The sequence below is a fragment of the Rossellomorea pakistanensis genome (assembly GCF_016908495.1).
In the GTDB taxonomy this organism is placed as follows: Bacteria; Bacillota; Bacilli; order Bacillales; family Bacillaceae_B; genus Rossellomorea; species Rossellomorea pakistanensis.
Map to the genome: position 1 here is coordinate 315780 of NZ_JAFBDZ010000002.1, position 15037 is coordinate 330816.

The window sequence follows — 15037 nt, forward strand, 5'->3', positions numbered from 1 at the left end:
TAAACTTCATCAAGAGGATGATCATGAGCCGATGGAATTATAAAAGTTTACCGATCACCCTAGTTCAATCCACAAAAAAAGGAAAACAGATATTTAAACGTAAAATAATGACGATATATACTATTCCTTTTACTCTATAGTGTCGACAATCGACATTAGATGAAATCCGATTTTCCATGTTAATCATTACAAATAAGGGGAGTGGAATATGGAAACCAAACTTAATAAAACACAAAGTACTCTAATCAATCCTCCAACTTCTTTAAAAGGAAAATTGAAGTTCGTAGGTCCTGGTCTGATCGTTGCAGCTACTGGAGTAGGTGCAGGAGATTTCATTATGGCTACGATTGCCGGTACAAGCTTTGGGTGGTCCCTGATGTGGGTCATTGCTGTTGGGGCATATATTAAATATGTGTTGAGCGAAGGGGTTGGCCGCTGGTATTTAGCTACCGGAAAGACTTTTTTGCAAGGTTGGCATTCGTTGGGTTGGTGGGCAACCGTCTACTTCGGTATTTATTCTGTGATTTTCGGGATTATATACGGTGCTGCTGAGCCAGCTATAAGTGCCTTGGTCATCACAGCGATGTTTCCGGGAACTTCCTTCGAGTTGTGGGCCATTGTTTCGGGAGTGGCAGGGTTTGTTTTGGTTTGGTTCGGGAAATATGAATTTTTGGAAAAGTTGATGACGGTACTAATAGGGATCATGTTTGTTACCGTCATCGGTTCCGCTGTCATTATTTTGTTGAATATAGGGAATGTTTCATACAGTCTGGCTCCTTCAATACCGGAAGGATCATTCTTTAAACTTCTAGGGATCATTGGCGGTGTTGGTGGCTCTATTACTCTAACCAGTTACAGTTATTGGCTGCATGCGAAAGGTTGGAAGGGAAAGAAATGGATTCCTATCATGAAGATTGATTTAGGCACAGCTTTTACGATTACTGGAATGTTTGCGATTGCAGTAATGATTATTGCTGCTGAACTGTTATTTGGTTCAGGCACAACGATCAGTGGTAATGAAGGTCTCCTTGGACTCGCGGATACTTACGGAGAACGATTCGGGAGTGCAGCCCGTTGGATTCTTTTGATTGGGATTTGGGTGGCGGTTTTTACATCTATTATTGGACCGTGGCACGGAATATCTTATCTTTTTGCCGATTTTGTGCGTATCGTTCGAAATAAAGGAAAGAGCATCGATAATGATGAACCGATTTCCGAAAAGGATCCCGCATTTCGTATTTATCTTGCTTGGATGACATTTCCACCGATGTTGCTGCTGTTATTTAATCAGCCGGTAGCCATCGTCCTTATTTACGGTGTGCTTGGTGCCATATTTATGCCTATTCTTTCGATTGGACTACTCATTCTATTAAACTCAAAACGGGTTGACCCGGATTACCGGAACGGAAAAATCAATAACATCGTTCTGGGATTAATCATAATGCTTTTTTTATACCTAGGTGCAAGTGAGCTTTATCACTCATTTTTTAGTTAAAAGTTTTCTGATCGTTTTTTTGGAAGGGGCATAGTTTTTTAAGATAAAAAATGATTTAGCAACCAATTTACATGGGAAGTATATAAGAAAAACAAATTATGTAACTATGATTCTACCAAAATATAAAAATACTTATCGAAATAAAGAAAAGGAGAGGTAGAAATATGGACATTTGTTTCAAGAGTGCTCGTGACCTTGCAGCTACCATCAAACGAGGGGAGTTATCAGCATATGAAGTGGTAGAGGCACACCTAGATCAAATTGAGCGTGTAAATCCGAAAGTAAACGCAATCGTTTCTCTAGTAAAGGATCGAGCGTTGGAGGAAGCGCGTTCAGCGGATAAAAGGTTTGCAGCGGGTGAAGAGGTTGGGCCACTGCACGGTCTTCCAATCGCATTTAAAGATACCCATGCGACGGCGGGGATTAGGACCACAAACGGCTCCCTCGTGTTAAGGGATAACATTCCCGAACAAGATGAACTGATCGTTGAGCGTCTACGTAAAGCTGGAGCTATTACGATTGGAAAGACAAATGTTCCTGAATTTGCTGCAGGAGCACACACTTTCAATGATGTGTTCGGTATGACACGAAATCCATATGACCTTAGTCGGACAGCTGGCGGAAGCAGTGGGGGAGCAGCTGTCGCGGTATCTTGCGGTATGTTACCGTTGGCAGATGGTAGTGATATGGGTGGATCTTTGCGTTTTCCGGCTGCTTTTAACAACGTTGTGGGTCTTAGGACATCACCTGGCCGTATACCGACCTATCCGAGGCAAGCCGCTTATTCCACGCTTTCGGTGCAAGGACCGGTAGCAAGAAACGTAGCTGATACAGCATTTATGATGTCCGTCATCGCGGGACCAGATGCTCGATCACCGATCTCAATCGAAGAGTCTGGAACTAGGTTTCTTGAGCCACTGGAACGTGATTTAACTGGTTTGCGGGTCGCTTGGTCTCCTGATCTTGGGGGAGCTGTCCCTGTCGATCCAATAGTGAGAAGTGTTTTTGAGCAGCAAATTAAAGTGTTCGAGGACCTAGGCTGCGATGTTGAGGAAGCAAGTCCAGACTTCGCAGGTGCTGAGGAGACCTTTAGGGTGTTGCGTGCGTGGCAATTCGAAATGTCTTACGGGGAGCTGGTTGATCAATACCGGGAACAAATCAAATCCAGCTTTGTGTGGAACCTAGAGGAAGGGCGACGTTTGAGCGGCCCTGACATTGGCCGTGCAGAACGACTTCATGGTGCTCTTTACGAACGGATGCGCGTATTTTTCGAACAGTACGATGTACTCCTGCTCCCTGTAAGTCAAATACCGCCATTTGACGGTGATCTTGAATTTCCGCAAGAGATTGTCGGAAACTCTATGGAAACCTATCTTGATTGGATGCGGTCGTGTTATTACGTTTCTGCCACTGGTCACCCAGCACTATCGGTTCCTGGTGGATTTACTCCCGCCGGATTGCCTCTTGGATTACAGATTGTTGGCAGACATCGTGCTGATTTCGAGGTCCTCCAGGTTGGTTATGCGTTTGAGCAGGCAACTGGGTACGGGAAGCGGCGACCGGCACTTGCAAAAACTCCCGAGGTATCATCTTAAGTCATGTAAAGTGAATTTTTGATAGATCAATTAAATCGTTTCTACTTAATGTTGGTGTTGATTGATAATTACAGATTACTTGTTCATTATTTGATAGAAGCTACCAGTAATCATGGCAATATAAAACACTCTTTTAAAGGGGCTGTCTGATCAGTAAATTTTACTATCAGACGGCTCATTTTTTTGATTTACCTTCAGCATTCGTACGAAAATCATTCCAGCTCACTCTTAGCATAAGGAATATCATCATTTTCCTTAACTTGAATGCAGTTATGCACAATTTTTTGATTTTACGCATGTGATTGATTAGGAAATGTACTAGAATCTAAATTCATGCACGAAAAGGACTAGGAATAATGCACGAGATTCCAAATTTATGCACATGTTAATTGTAGAGGAACGTATCAAAAATATTAACTGATACTCCTAATAAAACAAAGGCTGTCCTAAAACAAGGAAGTTAGGAATTATAGGAAACATTCCGCTACACTCTTCTTCCATTTATTAGAAAGAAACTAAGGAACAAGTTTACCATTCCTCCAGCTCTTTTCGATTAGGAGCTTGGGGTGGTTGCTCCAGCCATTTACGATCAACCATGATGTTAAACCCATCTTTGGCATAAATTAAAATTTCCCCAATGAATTTACTGTAATGAGTAGCCAAGTCCGTTCTCATAGATAAAGATAAGGCGTGTCCGATAAGTGTAATATCGATGGAATTCAAAAAATGAAAAAGTGCTACGATGAGTTTTTCAGAAAAAGGTGAAGTTGTTGAATCTGTTACTTCCATACTAACTGGAACTGTTCCTAGAAGATCTTCTTTTATCAATAGTTCGTTAAAAAATTTAATTTGTTTTTCAGATATTTCTTTCCCATTCTTTATAAAACCTTTAATCTCTTTGTCCTTTACCACTTGAAGTAAGCCTAAACAAAGCAAAATAGAAAAATAATTTCGCTCAACATTAAAAAACACCTCTGTGAGCTCAACGGCATTTAAAGGTCTTTTTTTTCCAATAACTCCATTGATATATGATTGTTTTTCGATATATTCCACTTTTTTAGGATAACTAATCATTGGAGGTCTGTCATAAATACCTTTGGATAGCATTAAAGTTGTGGAATCCTGATAAAGTTCTGAAGATTGGTTTAAAGCTTTTGTGAAAAAGTCAAGAATATCATGTCTAGCAATATTAGAGGTAACGAACGCATGGTTGATCATGCCCATTCGACTCATAGTGTAAATAAAACTTAAAGCAAAGGGATCATGAAAAAGTGGTGGAGCTGATAAATCAATATCCTCATCCGAAAATCCGTGAGGTAAGGGGATATTTTCCTCTGAAAATATTTCACTAATTTGTTTCAAATGTGCAATCGAAATGTCCAATGCTTTTTGAAGGATAGTTTTTATTTCGCCATCTTTTATATGATGAAGGAAATATTTCAACAAGCAAACGGTCATTTTTTCTTGAATGTAAGTTCCCCACAAGCCTCCAATTTCAGGACTTGATAACCTAATGTTATGATCAGTCATAGATACCTCCTAAATATAAATATATCTACTTTTTAAAGTGTCATTATATCCTAATATTATTCATTTCATTGAAAGAATTTCTTAGAAAAAGAGTTATTAAAGTTGGAAGTATAATTAAAAGGATTTTCTAATCATAGTGCCTCTTACTTATGCGACCTATCTACACGATCAAGGTCAAGCATTTGGCTCTGCCTATTTAGGATTCTTATTGCTTTCAAAAGCCTTGTAATGCTTGTGGTGAATATTATACATTCGGTAAATAAGATACCCGAACAAGATTGTGAATACTTGTTCGGGTATAGATAATAGCTAAATTTTATTTTCCTTCTAAATACATAGGAACTCCAGGGCCAACTGGAATATCCAACAGAGCAAACGCCGTAAACATAATCATCCAGGCAATAAGAAAAGCAATCGTATAAGGTAAGATCAAAGCAATATGAGTTCCTAATCCAGCTTTCTTGTCATATTTCATTAAAAAACCTAACATGACTGCCACAAATGGTTGCATGGGTGTAATCATATTTGTAACGGAATCACCAATACGGTAGGCCACTTGTATAAATGCAGGATGAAAGTCTAATAACATATACATAGGCAGTACTACAGGACCTAATACGGACCAAAGTGCTGACCCGCTTGTAATAAACAAACTTGAAAGGGAAGTTACAATGATCAGCAATAGGATAGCTGGTAATCCTTCCACATTTCCTGACTTAAGAAGTTCAGCCCCCTTAACAGCTGTAACAATGGTTAAATTACTCCATTCTAGATACGCAATAAATTGCGCAATGATAAATACTAATACAATGAATCCAGACATATCTTTTATGGATTCTCCCATATAGGTAGCCATATCTTTCACATTGTTTATTTTTTTTGCTGTTATTCCATAAGTTAATCCTATGATAATAAAGAAAAGGAATACTAGAGTATTTATCACACTCATAAATAAACTGGTTTCTTCTCCGCTAAGCGGTGATGATGGAATAAAAAAAACACAGATGATTAAGGCAAAATAGATAACGGCTGCAATAAGTGTATTACGTAAAGCTTTGTTTATTAATAGACTATCTACATTATCATTGCTCTCCACCTGTATCTCTACTTCTCCTGTATATTTTCCTAATCGAGGTTCAACAATTTTCTCAGTAACAAAGACACCGACGAATGTAAGGACAAAAACAGACGCGCTCATAAAATACCAATTATCCACTGAATTTACCACTAAATTTGGGTAGATGGTTTGGACAATTTCTGTTGAGATCCCAGATAACATGACATCAAAAACCCCAACAAATAAATTTGCAGTAAAACCACAACCAGTGGCTGCGATTCCAGCAGCTAATCCTGCCATGGGATGCCTGCCGAAAAGATGAAAGATCATGGCGGCTATTGGAGGAACAATAAGATATGCTGAGTCCGCTGTAATACTCCCCATAATTCCCATAAACATGACGGCATAGGTAATAACGGATTTAGGTGCTTTCATTAGCGTCTTTTTTATAGTGGCTTCAAATAATCCAACTTTTTCAGCCACACCAATTCCAAGAGCAAAGACTAGTACTAACCCTAAAGGTTTAAACTCTATAAAATTACTAAACAAGGAGGTTAAGATGTATTGTATTCCCTCCACAGAAATTAAACTCTTTACCACGGTATTTTCATTTGTCCCAGGATGGATGACACTTGTTCCTAAAAGACTGAATACCCAAGATGCGATGATGACAAATAAAGTAATATAGAGAAAAATTCCAACAGGATGGGGAAGACGGTTTCCTAGATGTTCAATTCCGCCTAAAATATCAAAATTTTTCTTTTTAAAAGATTGGTTGGGCTCCATAATCAAACACTTCTTCCTATACAAATTTCTCTTCGCCAAGATTATTTTGTTGCGATTTCTTATATTCTCCAAGGGCATGTATGACATGGTACGTACATTTGATACCATTCAAAAAATGATCTATTTTAATGTTTTCATTAGGAGAATGATTTCTTTGATCAAAATTTGCATAAGGCATAATAATAGAAGGAGCGTTTAAGATTTTGGTCCACACATAATCTGGTAGTGACCCAGCTAAACTTGGCTGGATTAAAGGTTCCTGATCAAATGCCTGATGAATAGCGTGGGTGACACATTTCACTATGTCCAGATTTGCTGAAGTCTTTGATGGTTTCATAGACCCTAAATACCTTACTTCAATATCAGGATCGTGAATTTGTACATGCTGACATATCTTATTGAAAATGTCCATTGGATCTTGATCAACTACTAGACGGGCATCTATTTTCACTGTTGCATGTGAGGGGATAATGGTCTTAATCCCTTCCCCTGCGTATCCACTTTGAATACCGCATATATTAAACGTGGGCTCCATTGTTAGTTTCCGATAATAATCTTCTCCCTCTAAATTCAATGGACGATAACCGATTTTCTCTCCAATATCCTTGACATCAAATGGAAGTTTATTAAGCAACTTACTATCTGTTTCAGACATTGGCAATATATGATCGTAGAACCCTTTAATGAGTACCTTGCCATTTCTATCACGCATCGTTTGTAATAAATCTATTAATTTCCAAGCAGGATTAGGCAGGATATTGCCCGTATTTCCAGAATGATTGTCCCAATCGGCCCCTTTGGCTTTTAATTCAAAAGACAACATACCTCTGACTCCTAATAATAAAAGGGGGGAACCGCTATTATGTGAAGAACCATCCGCTGTATAAACAAGGTCAGCCTTTAATAGATCCTTATTGTCCTCTACAAAGTTTGGAAGGTTAACACTTCCTACTTCTTCTTCTCCTTCAAACACAAACTTTATATTAATGGGTAAATCCTGATGGTGATCGATAAATGTTTTAATCCCAAGTAGTTGGGCTATCAGTTGTCCTTTATTATCTCCTGCTCCCCGACAGTAGATTCGTTCATCCCGTATGGTTGGTTCAAAAGGAGGCGATATCCAATCCTCGAGAGGGTCAGGAGGCTGAACATCGTAATGTCCATAGATTAATAATGTAAAATGGTTTTCATCAGTTATGGTTTCTCCATAAACAACGGGGTGCCCATTTGTTTCAATTAATCGAGTCGTAATTCCGAGATCTCCCATAAAATCCTTAAGCAATTCCGCACATTCGTGAATTCCTTCATTTTGTGCACTAATGCTTTTTTGTCGTAAAAGAATAAATAATTGTTCTAAGAACTCGTTCTTTCGACTCCAAACGTATTCGTGGATTTTTTGTATATCTACATTCATGGTTAACTCTTCTCCTCTTTATATAATAAATACGGAAAGTCAATTGTCGACTTCATTTAGAATCCAAGGGTTCTCTATTAGAAGAGGTCCATTCTGGGTTTTGACTAATACAGGTTCTCTTATTGCTTTTCCATACTCAAATAAATTCACAGCTCCCACAGGTGTTTCCATTTGCACATCAATTCTTACTTCGCTTTTTTGAAATTCAAGGAGGATAGATTGAGCCAAATTTTTTTCTAAGCGGTGGGGGGTCCGAATAATTAAATCGATGTCGCTTTCAGGTGTGACGGTTTCCTTTCCGCTTGCAAGTTCAAATCCGACGCTTCCCGTGGGTCCCCAAAGAAACTGATAGTGCTGAAGTAAACGGTCTATGCTATTAAGACATATAAAAGCTTGCACTTTTTTATAGCGATGATGTTGTTTCCATCGTTGATTCTCGGTTAGTTGTTCCGGTGTTATTTTTCTTATGAATTGACTTTTAGGAAGAAAAGCGGCAAACCTCTGATTCCTTTGTTTTCCTCTAATTCCTACAGCTATTTGGTTTTTTGGTGCGCGTGCCCGACGAACAACAACAAAGGGGGCACGGTCTAAGGAAGTTTTCACCCAATCGGGCATCGGTGAATGAATAACCAAATCTGATGAATCTGAAATTTCTAATAAATCGTGAGGGGCTAATTCCATTGTTCATCTAACCTTTGTCTGACTAATATGGAGCCTGCCCTCCCATGCGGTTCACCATCGTAGGATGAGCTATGTCTGTGGCTCAAGTCTCTTGGATTATTTTCAATATCCTCGATTGCATTCTTGATTTTTTTGATTATCATTTGACGATCCTCATTATTTGGATGATTAGCATTAACCTTCGTTATTAATTCAAAGAGGGATCCTAACTTTTCAAAGGATTGAATATCGTAAGCCATCGCTGGCACTTTTTTGGTTGCTTCTTCAAGCTCCGATAGACTCCGTTGTGTAATTCTAGCTGCAGATTGTTTAGACATTACATGTACATTCACACCCTCATCGTCTAATGCGAGAAGACGGTTCGCTTGTAAGCCGTGTGAAAGAAACGCGCCTGAAATGGCTTTTCCAGGGATAAAGGCAATGATTGGATGACCTGCTAACCTTGCAGAGGCATAGGCATCTACAGCGGCAGCGCAAGCTTGGTGAATACCTAGAAGTTCTTCACGATATCCGTAAGCTTGACCTGGTACATCAACAATTGCTACAATGGCACGCTTTTCCCCGTGTTGATCCTCTTCAATGGCTTCACGAATATGTTTAGCCAGCACCCATCCTTCTTCAAGGCCAAATTCCCCGGATCGGGCTCTTGGAAAACGATTGATTTCATTAGGAACAATGGCTAAAAAACGAATAGGTTTGTTGCCAATAAAAGTATCGGCACAAAGTACGGAAGGGATTTCACCTATATTTTCTGAGCCCTTGGCTAATAAACTAAACCATTTTCCGCCTCTACTTGTCATCTGATTTTTATTATTATTTGATCGATTTTGTTGGCGAATGGAAAAGGAATTATTTGATTTTCTCCACAATCTTTGGACATCTTCGGGTGCAAGAGGCAAAGAGGGTTCGACCAACCCTAGAAAAGCAAGAAAACGATCTACTTGAGAACTTTTTGGTGTCATATTGGTTCCCTTTTTTATAATAGAAAGAATCGCATCCTTGATCATTTGAACATCATCTTCCGTCATTATTTCGGCAAATCCTGCTGCCACTCTTTGTTTGCCGCCGACTGAATTCCAAATCTTTAGCCGGTCCATCGAATCGAGTTCACGGATCCCTGCTTCTTGCTCAATGACTTCAGGACCATTTAACCCAAGACGTCCTTCACGAGTCATGATTAAGGCACTACACAATCCAGCAGTAATGGACATACCACCGAAAGCACCTATTTTACCTGGAATGATTCCTGTAACAGGTACAAAAGAACGAAGCTCTACAATGGCCGAGCCAATTTCAGCAATTGACAGTAATCCATAGTTTGCTTCTTGAAGTCTTACACCCCCAGTATCAAATATAAAAATAGGGTAGATAGACACCCCAGCTTTATTTTCCTTTAATGCGAGCTCCAAGGCACCGGCAATCTTCGCACCCGATACTTCTCCAATTCCGCCGCCCTGAAAATTCCCTTCAATAGAAATAATTAATACTTGTTGCCCGTTTAATTCACCTTTTGCAATAATGACACCATCATCACTCTGCGGAACAATTCCTTGTTGCACTAAGTGTGGAGACTCCATTTCATCGAATGGACCTAATAATTCTTTAAATGTTCCATCATCGCATAATACACGGGCTCTTTCTCGACCTGTACATTCCACAAGACTATTTCTTAATGGAGTCAACATTACAGCTCACCTCCAATGCTTGTGCTAATCTTAATGAGACAACTCCGGGAGTTGCTCCAAAGTCATTAATTTTTATTTTTGCTGATACTTCATTTTGAGAAAAAAATCTCTCCAATACAGACTTCCATGTGTCATTAAATCCGGTGGTGCCAGTTCGGATGGTCACCTCTGTATACTCCTTGTCAGAAGGTTTCATGATGATTTCTAAATCCCCTGATCCCACTACTCCTATGTGGGCTTGTGATTCAATTTTTTTGGTTGCTGGAAAGCTATAGGTTAAGACTTCCAATAGGATTCCCTCCAATGGATTTTTTTTCATATCTGATTGTTTTTTCTTGGTAAAGATAATCAAGAAATAATGTAGCAGCCAATAGGTCAGCACTTCCACCCGGAGAAGCGTTGAATAAATGAAGTGTGTGATCTAGTTTTTCTAAAATCACCCAGTGTCCAGCATCCCACTCCAGTCCTCTTTCTAGTATTTCTTTCGCTTGCTGTTTTGTATGATATAAGGCATCCATCCCACCCCTGTGTAAAATACATGTATCGTCAATGTTTGCCATTAGGGATAGCAAAGCATTCAACCTTGATAAATCTTCCGAAATGCCTTTAGTTCTTGAGTCATGGAGGATAGGAAAAGAAAATTCTCTAATATGCGGGAATCCAAGAAGTGCTTCTCCTTTTGCACCCAACACCCCGTATTTTTCATTAACACGCAATCCATTAGTCTGGATTTTGGGTTGATGACGGTCATGAAAACGAGCAAGCCTTCCTGCAGAGTGGACGATGGTTTCCATGGTGTCATTCCTGTGCATTGCTGCGCTAGAAACAAGCAACCCAAGAGCCCAAATCGCTCCTTTATGAGTATTAATACCACCTGTTGTCTTAAACATAGTGGCTTCTCCACTTCGTCCAATGGCAGCAATCTTTTCCCGCAAGGATAGGGAAGGTTTCTCCTTATAACTTGCTTCTGCAATTGATCTGAAAGTAGAACTAAGTCCATAAGCTGATTTGATCATTAGATCTAAGGTCATATCTGTGTGTGTGCCTGAATCCTTTTTATCAACAAGCCCTGGTTTTGGGGTAAGTTCTGCTTCCTCAATCAAAGCTTTCACTGCTAAATTTGAAAGGTGTAAACTAAACTGTTGCGCATTATTCTCAATCATCGTACCCTCCTTTTTACCAGCTTCTAAATTTCATTGGTGGTTCATAAAGACCTTCCGACCAATCCACCAGGTCTGCTACATTTTTTGCAGCTAAGAGTGACCGTTTTGCGTCTGTACGGCGAATTCCTAAGTCTTCCGGCAAGGCAATTAGCCCTTCTTTTCTCAATTTGTCTGACCGTTTTACATCGTGTTTGAGACCAATAGGTGTTACGCCAGCGATGGCTTCAATAGCTCGTTTGCGTTCTTCTATGCTAGTTGCTTTATACAAGTAAGCAATTCCTTCTTCTGTTACAACATGTGTGACATCCTCTCCATATATCATGATTGGGGTCGTTGCCAAACCTGTATCATTCTTAACATCCAGCGCATCCAAGGATTCAACAAACACTGGTTTATTGCCTGTCTGGAAGGTTTCCGCTACTTGAACAACCAATTTCCTTCCCCGTGCAAGTGGATCATCATGGGTCATCATATTTAACCAGGCTGGAGTAGAGTGGCGTCTTCCACCGGGGTCATGTCCCATATTAGGTGCCCCTCCAAATCCTGCGAGTCTGCCACTTGTGACAGTGGAGGAATTTCCCATTCGATCAATTTGTAGAGTAGAACCAACAAATAAATCAACTGCATATTGTCCAGCAAGTTGGCATAGTGTCCGGTTGGAGCGCAGACTGCCATCGCGACCGGTAAAAAATACATCCCTGCGAGACTCGACATATTTCTCCATCCCCACTTCTCCGCCGAAGCAATGAACACTTTCTACCCATCCACTTTCAATGGCAGGGATTAAGGTTGGATGGGGGTTCAGAGCCCAATGTTTACAAATTTTCCCTTTCAAACCGAGTGATTCCCCATATGTAGGAAGCAATAGCTCAATAGCTGCGGTATTATAACCGATTCCATGATTTAAGGACTGTACTTCATGTCTTTCATAAATGCCGCGGATCATCATCATGGCTTGAAGCACTTGAATATCCGTAATGTGCCTTGGATCTCTTGTAAAAAGAGGTTCTAATTGGTACGGTTTATCCGCAACCACAACATAATCAATCCATGACCCAGGTATATCAACCCGTGGAAGCTCGTCTGTTAATTCGTTCACTTGAGCAATCACAATACCATCACGAAACGCTGCTGCTTCCACAAGTGTTGGAGTCTCTTCTGTATTGGCGCCAGTATATAGATTCCCAGCACTGTCTGCTTTGTCTGCTGCCACTAAGGCAATAGAAGGGATTAAATCAATGAACAACCGACCGTACAACTCCACATACGTATGGATCTCACCCATTGTTAGTTTTCCATCTTCAAGCATTTGTGCCATTCGGAGACTCTGGGGACCTGCATATGAAAAGTCGATTTTCTTGGCTATTCCTAATTCAAAGAGGTCTAAATGTTCCGGACGTGAGATACTGGATATAATCATGTGCAAATCATATAACTTCTTTGGGTTTGTTTGAGACAAAGCTTCCGAAAGAAATGCTGCCTGTTTTTGATTATTTCCTTCTAAGACAACACGATCACCCGGCGTTATCAGATTTTCCAGAGCCTCTACGATTCTATTAGTTGGAATAATGTTATCTCTAGTGATGTCTTTCATTTGCGCTATTCGTTTCTCTTTTGCCTCTAATCGGGTCTTCCATGAACGTTTCTGAACTCCTGCATGTATGGATCCCATTATCCTAACCCCTTTCATGTATGAGTAATCATTCCTTTTATCTCTGTTCGAAAAAACGTTGCGCTAAAACTGACGTATTCTCTAATCCATCTTCTTCAACTGAAACCGCTCTAGCTTGAGGAAAAGCCTTCCTTGCTAATTTGGTAAGGACGTTACCGGGGTTCATTTCAATAAACAGCCTTGTTCCATGTTCATAAAGTAAAGAAGTGGCGTCATGCCACTTAACAGGATGAGAAAGGCTGAATGCTAGATCATCCCGAATGTCACCAGACGATCTCAATAGACGGGCTGTCCGGTTACATGAGTATGGTATAACTGGGTGTTGAAAATGAACTTTTCTTAGAGCTTCATACAAGACAGCCGAAACAGATTGAAGTAACGGGGAATGGGAGGGAACCTTTACATTAAGGAGATCCGCTCTTTTAGCACCATTTTCCTTTGCGTAGTGAAGGGTCTTTTTGATTCCTATAATTGAGCCTGAAACGGTTGTTTGGCAAGGTGAATTTAAGTTTGCCACGTAAACGGAACTATCTTTGGTGGAATAGGTAGCTATTATTTTTTTAATTTCCTTTTCACTTAATCCCGTAATCACACCCATTCCATAACTAGAAGGGTAGGCTTTCTCCATCAGTTCTCCTCTTAATTTCACTAGTTTTAGTGCATCAGGAAATCCAATAACTTTAGCTGTTACTGCTGCACTAAAAGCTCCTACAGAATGACCCGCAACAAAATCCGGGGTTATTCCTTCCGATTCCAGTAGCTTAGAAACCGCTACGGAGGAAACCAACAAGGATAGCTGAACGGAGAGGGTAGAAGTCAAAGCCTCCCGTGAATCCAAATTAAATACACTTTCATTCAATAGAATACTAGCTTGTTGGATGACTTCATCAACAACAGGGTGTTTAGGTAAATAATGCAGCATGTCCTCTTTTTGTGAACCTTGTCCTGGAAATAAAAAAGCCAGCTTCATCAATATCATCCTTTTTCAAGTCTTTATTGCTCATTTTTTAACGTTAATAGTCCAACTTTCTTTTAATACTAGTAATAACGTCTTCATTATGTTGTTTTAAGACTGTAGCTGCTTCCTCTAATTTTTTATTTTTTAATAAGTCGATAATTAACTCATGTTCTTTAATAGACTTTTCTATATTTCCTTCAGTAGTGAAAGACAAGGTTTGAATTCTAAATAAAGGTAAACCAAGACGGGAATACATATTTTTAATCGTTTCACTTTTACTCATTTCAATCATGCACATGTGGAAGGAATGATTTAGTTGGGTATAATGATGAAGATCCGTATAGTTTTTCATCTCTTGCAGGGATTGGCACATTTTATGAAGAACTTCTTCGTTAACCCCGTTTCGTTGGATACGTTCCATGGCCATTGATTCAAACATTACTCTGATTTCAAGAAGGTCGTAGATTTCATTCTTGGTATAATCTTTTACAATCGCCCCTTTTCTCGGGATTCTTTCCACAAGTCCTTCAATGGCAAGAAGATAGATAGCTTCTCTAACTGGGGCGCGACTGGTTCCGAATTCATCTGCATAACTGTGTTCAATTAGTTTTTCACCAGGAGCAAGTTCTCCTTTGATTATTTGATCAGTAATATGTTCCGCTATATGATTGGATAATGCATTATTAGTAAGTTTCAACGAGTTCATTATTTTTTCTCCTTTTAAAAAACATATTGTCGACTGTCGATTTAATTGTATACCTTGTTGTTGAATTATTCAATATTTTAAGAAAATTTAAATGCGACTTTTTTATTTTAATACTTAGGAAGAACTATGAATAGTTTGCTGGTGAGAGAAGTGTTTAAAAAAGAAGCGGGGGTTATGATATGACACACTAACCACTACCGGAAAAGTTTTGCTAGAGTGTCTTATTCATCTTTCTCTTTATAAACAAGCGATGATGTAAATAAGTAGAGTAATTACCATAACCCTTCATCCAGCC

The 15037-nt window shown here is 39.5% G+C and carries 12 protein-coding genes; 2 read left to right on the forward strand and 10 right to left on the reverse strand.

Translation table 11 applies throughout. The annotated features are described in order from the left end of the window. The first annotated feature begins 208 nt into the window (after nt 1–208). Together JOC86_RS09335 and JOC86_RS09340 are read left to right on the forward strand one after the other, a co-directional pair. Nucleotides 209–1495: an Nramp family divalent metal transporter gene (locus JOC86_RS09335; protein WP_205171157.1), complete on the forward strand. Its 1287-nt coding sequence runs from the start codon at nt 209–211 to the stop codon at nt 1493–1495. A gap of 164 nt (nt 1496–1659) precedes the next feature. Next, a complete protein-coding gene (locus JOC86_RS09340; RefSeq protein ID WP_205171158.1) occupies nt 1660–3090 on the forward strand; it encodes an amidase in 1431 nt (476 codons plus the stop codon). A 528-nt stretch (nt 3091–3618) separates the two neighbouring features. Here JOC86_RS09340 and JOC86_RS09345 read toward each other — a convergent pair. The 10 genes from JOC86_RS09345 to JOC86_RS09390 form a co-directional block, all read right to left on the reverse strand. Beyond that, the gene (locus JOC86_RS09345) at nt 3619–4620 is read right to left on the reverse strand and encodes a DUF3231 family protein (RefSeq protein ID WP_205171159.1); all 1002 of its coding nucleotides are present in this window, start codon (nt 4618–4620) and stop codon (nt 3619–3621) included. 316 nt (nt 4621–4936) lie between these two features. Continuing rightward, a complete protein-coding gene (locus tag JOC86_RS09350; protein ID WP_205171161.1) occupies nt 4937–6463 on the reverse strand; it encodes an AbgT family transporter in 1527 nt (508 codons plus the stop codon). Nucleotides 6464–6479: 16 nt separating this feature from the next. Then, nucleotides 6480–7877, reverse strand: a complete 1398-nt coding sequence (locus JOC86_RS09355; protein ID WP_205171163.1) for a M20/M25/M40 family metallo-hydrolase — start codon at nt 7875–7877, stop codon at nt 6480–6482. A 39-nt stretch (nt 7878–7916) separates the two neighbouring features. Then, on the reverse strand, nt 7917–8558 hold the full coding sequence (locus tag JOC86_RS09360; protein ID WP_205171165.1) for a malonate decarboxylase holo-ACP synthase: 642 nt from the start codon (nt 8556–8558) through the stop codon (nt 7917–7919). Beyond that, nucleotides 8549–10243 (reverse strand): biotin-independent malonate decarboxylase subunit beta, encoded by a 1695-nt coding sequence (locus JOC86_RS09365; protein WP_205171190.1) that lies wholly within the window; start codon nt 10241–10243, stop codon nt 8549–8551. Before JOC86_RS09365 ends, JOC86_RS09360 begins: the two co-directional genes overlap by 10 nt. Next, nucleotides 10221–10532: a malonate decarboxylase subunit delta gene (locus JOC86_RS09370; RefSeq protein WP_205171194.1), complete on the reverse strand. Its 312-nt coding sequence runs from the start codon at nt 10530–10532 to the stop codon at nt 10221–10223. Before JOC86_RS09370 ends, JOC86_RS09365 begins: the two co-directional genes overlap by 23 nt. Next, nucleotides 10513–11406 (reverse strand): triphosphoribosyl-dephospho-CoA synthase, encoded by an 894-nt coding sequence (locus tag JOC86_RS09375; RefSeq protein WP_205171197.1) that lies wholly within the window; start codon nt 11404–11406, stop codon nt 10513–10515. Before JOC86_RS09375 ends, JOC86_RS09370 begins: the two co-directional genes overlap by 20 nt. A gap of 13 nt (nt 11407–11419) precedes the next feature. Continuing rightward, a complete protein-coding gene (mdcA, locus tag JOC86_RS09380) occupies nt 11420–13078 on the reverse strand; it encodes a malonate decarboxylase subunit alpha (protein ID WP_205171200.1) in 1659 nt (552 codons plus the stop codon). Nucleotides 13079–13115: 37 nt separating this feature from the next. After that, nucleotides 13116–14048: a malonate decarboxylase subunit epsilon gene (gene mdcH / locus JOC86_RS09385; RefSeq protein ID WP_205171203.1), complete on the reverse strand. Its 933-nt coding sequence runs from the start codon at nt 14046–14048 to the stop codon at nt 13116–13118. A gap of 43 nt (nt 14049–14091) precedes the next feature. Further along, a complete protein-coding gene (locus JOC86_RS09390; protein ID WP_205171206.1) occupies nt 14092–14742 on the reverse strand; it encodes a GntR family transcriptional regulator in 651 nt (216 codons plus the stop codon). Between the last annotated feature and the right edge of the window lie 295 nt (nt 14743–15037).

Bases quoted from the DNA above. Each gene is read 5' to 3' on its own strand.
- JOC86_RS09390 (WP_205171206.1), bottom strand. From the start codon at position 14,742: ATGAACTCGTTGAAACTTACTAATAATGCATTATCCAATCATATAGCG.
- JOC86_RS09360 (WP_205171165.1), bottom strand. From the start codon at position 8,558: ATGGAATTAGCCCCTCACGATTTATTAGAAATTTCAGATTCATCAGAT.
- JOC86_RS09340 (WP_205171158.1), top strand. From the start codon at position 1,660: ATGGACATTTGTTTCAAGAGTGCTCGTGACCTTGCAGCTACCATCAAA.
- JOC86_RS09335 (WP_205171157.1), top strand. From the start codon at position 209: ATGGAAACCAAACTTAATAAAACACAAAGTACTCTAATCAATCCTCCA.
- mdcA (WP_205171200.1), bottom strand. From the start codon at position 13,078: ATGGGATCCATACATGCAGGAGTTCAGAAACGTTCATGGAAGACCCGA.
- JOC86_RS09350 (WP_205171161.1), bottom strand. From the start codon at position 6,463: ATGGAGCCCAACCAATCTTTTAAAAAGAAAAATTTTGATATTTTAGGC.
- JOC86_RS09355 (WP_205171163.1), bottom strand. From the start codon at position 7,877: ATGAATGTAGATATACAAAAAATCCACGAATACGTTTGGAGTCGAAAG.
- JOC86_RS09365 (WP_205171190.1), bottom strand. From the start codon at position 10,243: ATGTTGACTCCATTAAGAAATAGTCTTGTGGAATGTACAGGTCGAGAA.
- JOC86_RS09345 (WP_205171159.1), bottom strand. From the start codon at position 4,620: ATGACTGATCATAACATTAGGTTATCAAGTCCTGAAATTGGAGGCTTG.
- JOC86_RS09375 (WP_205171197.1), bottom strand. From the start codon at position 11,406: ATGATTGAGAATAATGCGCAACAGTTTAGTTTACACCTTTCAAATTTA.
- mdcH (WP_205171203.1), bottom strand. From the start codon at position 14,048: ATGAAGCTGGCTTTTTTATTTCCAGGACAAGGTTCACAAAAAGAGGAC.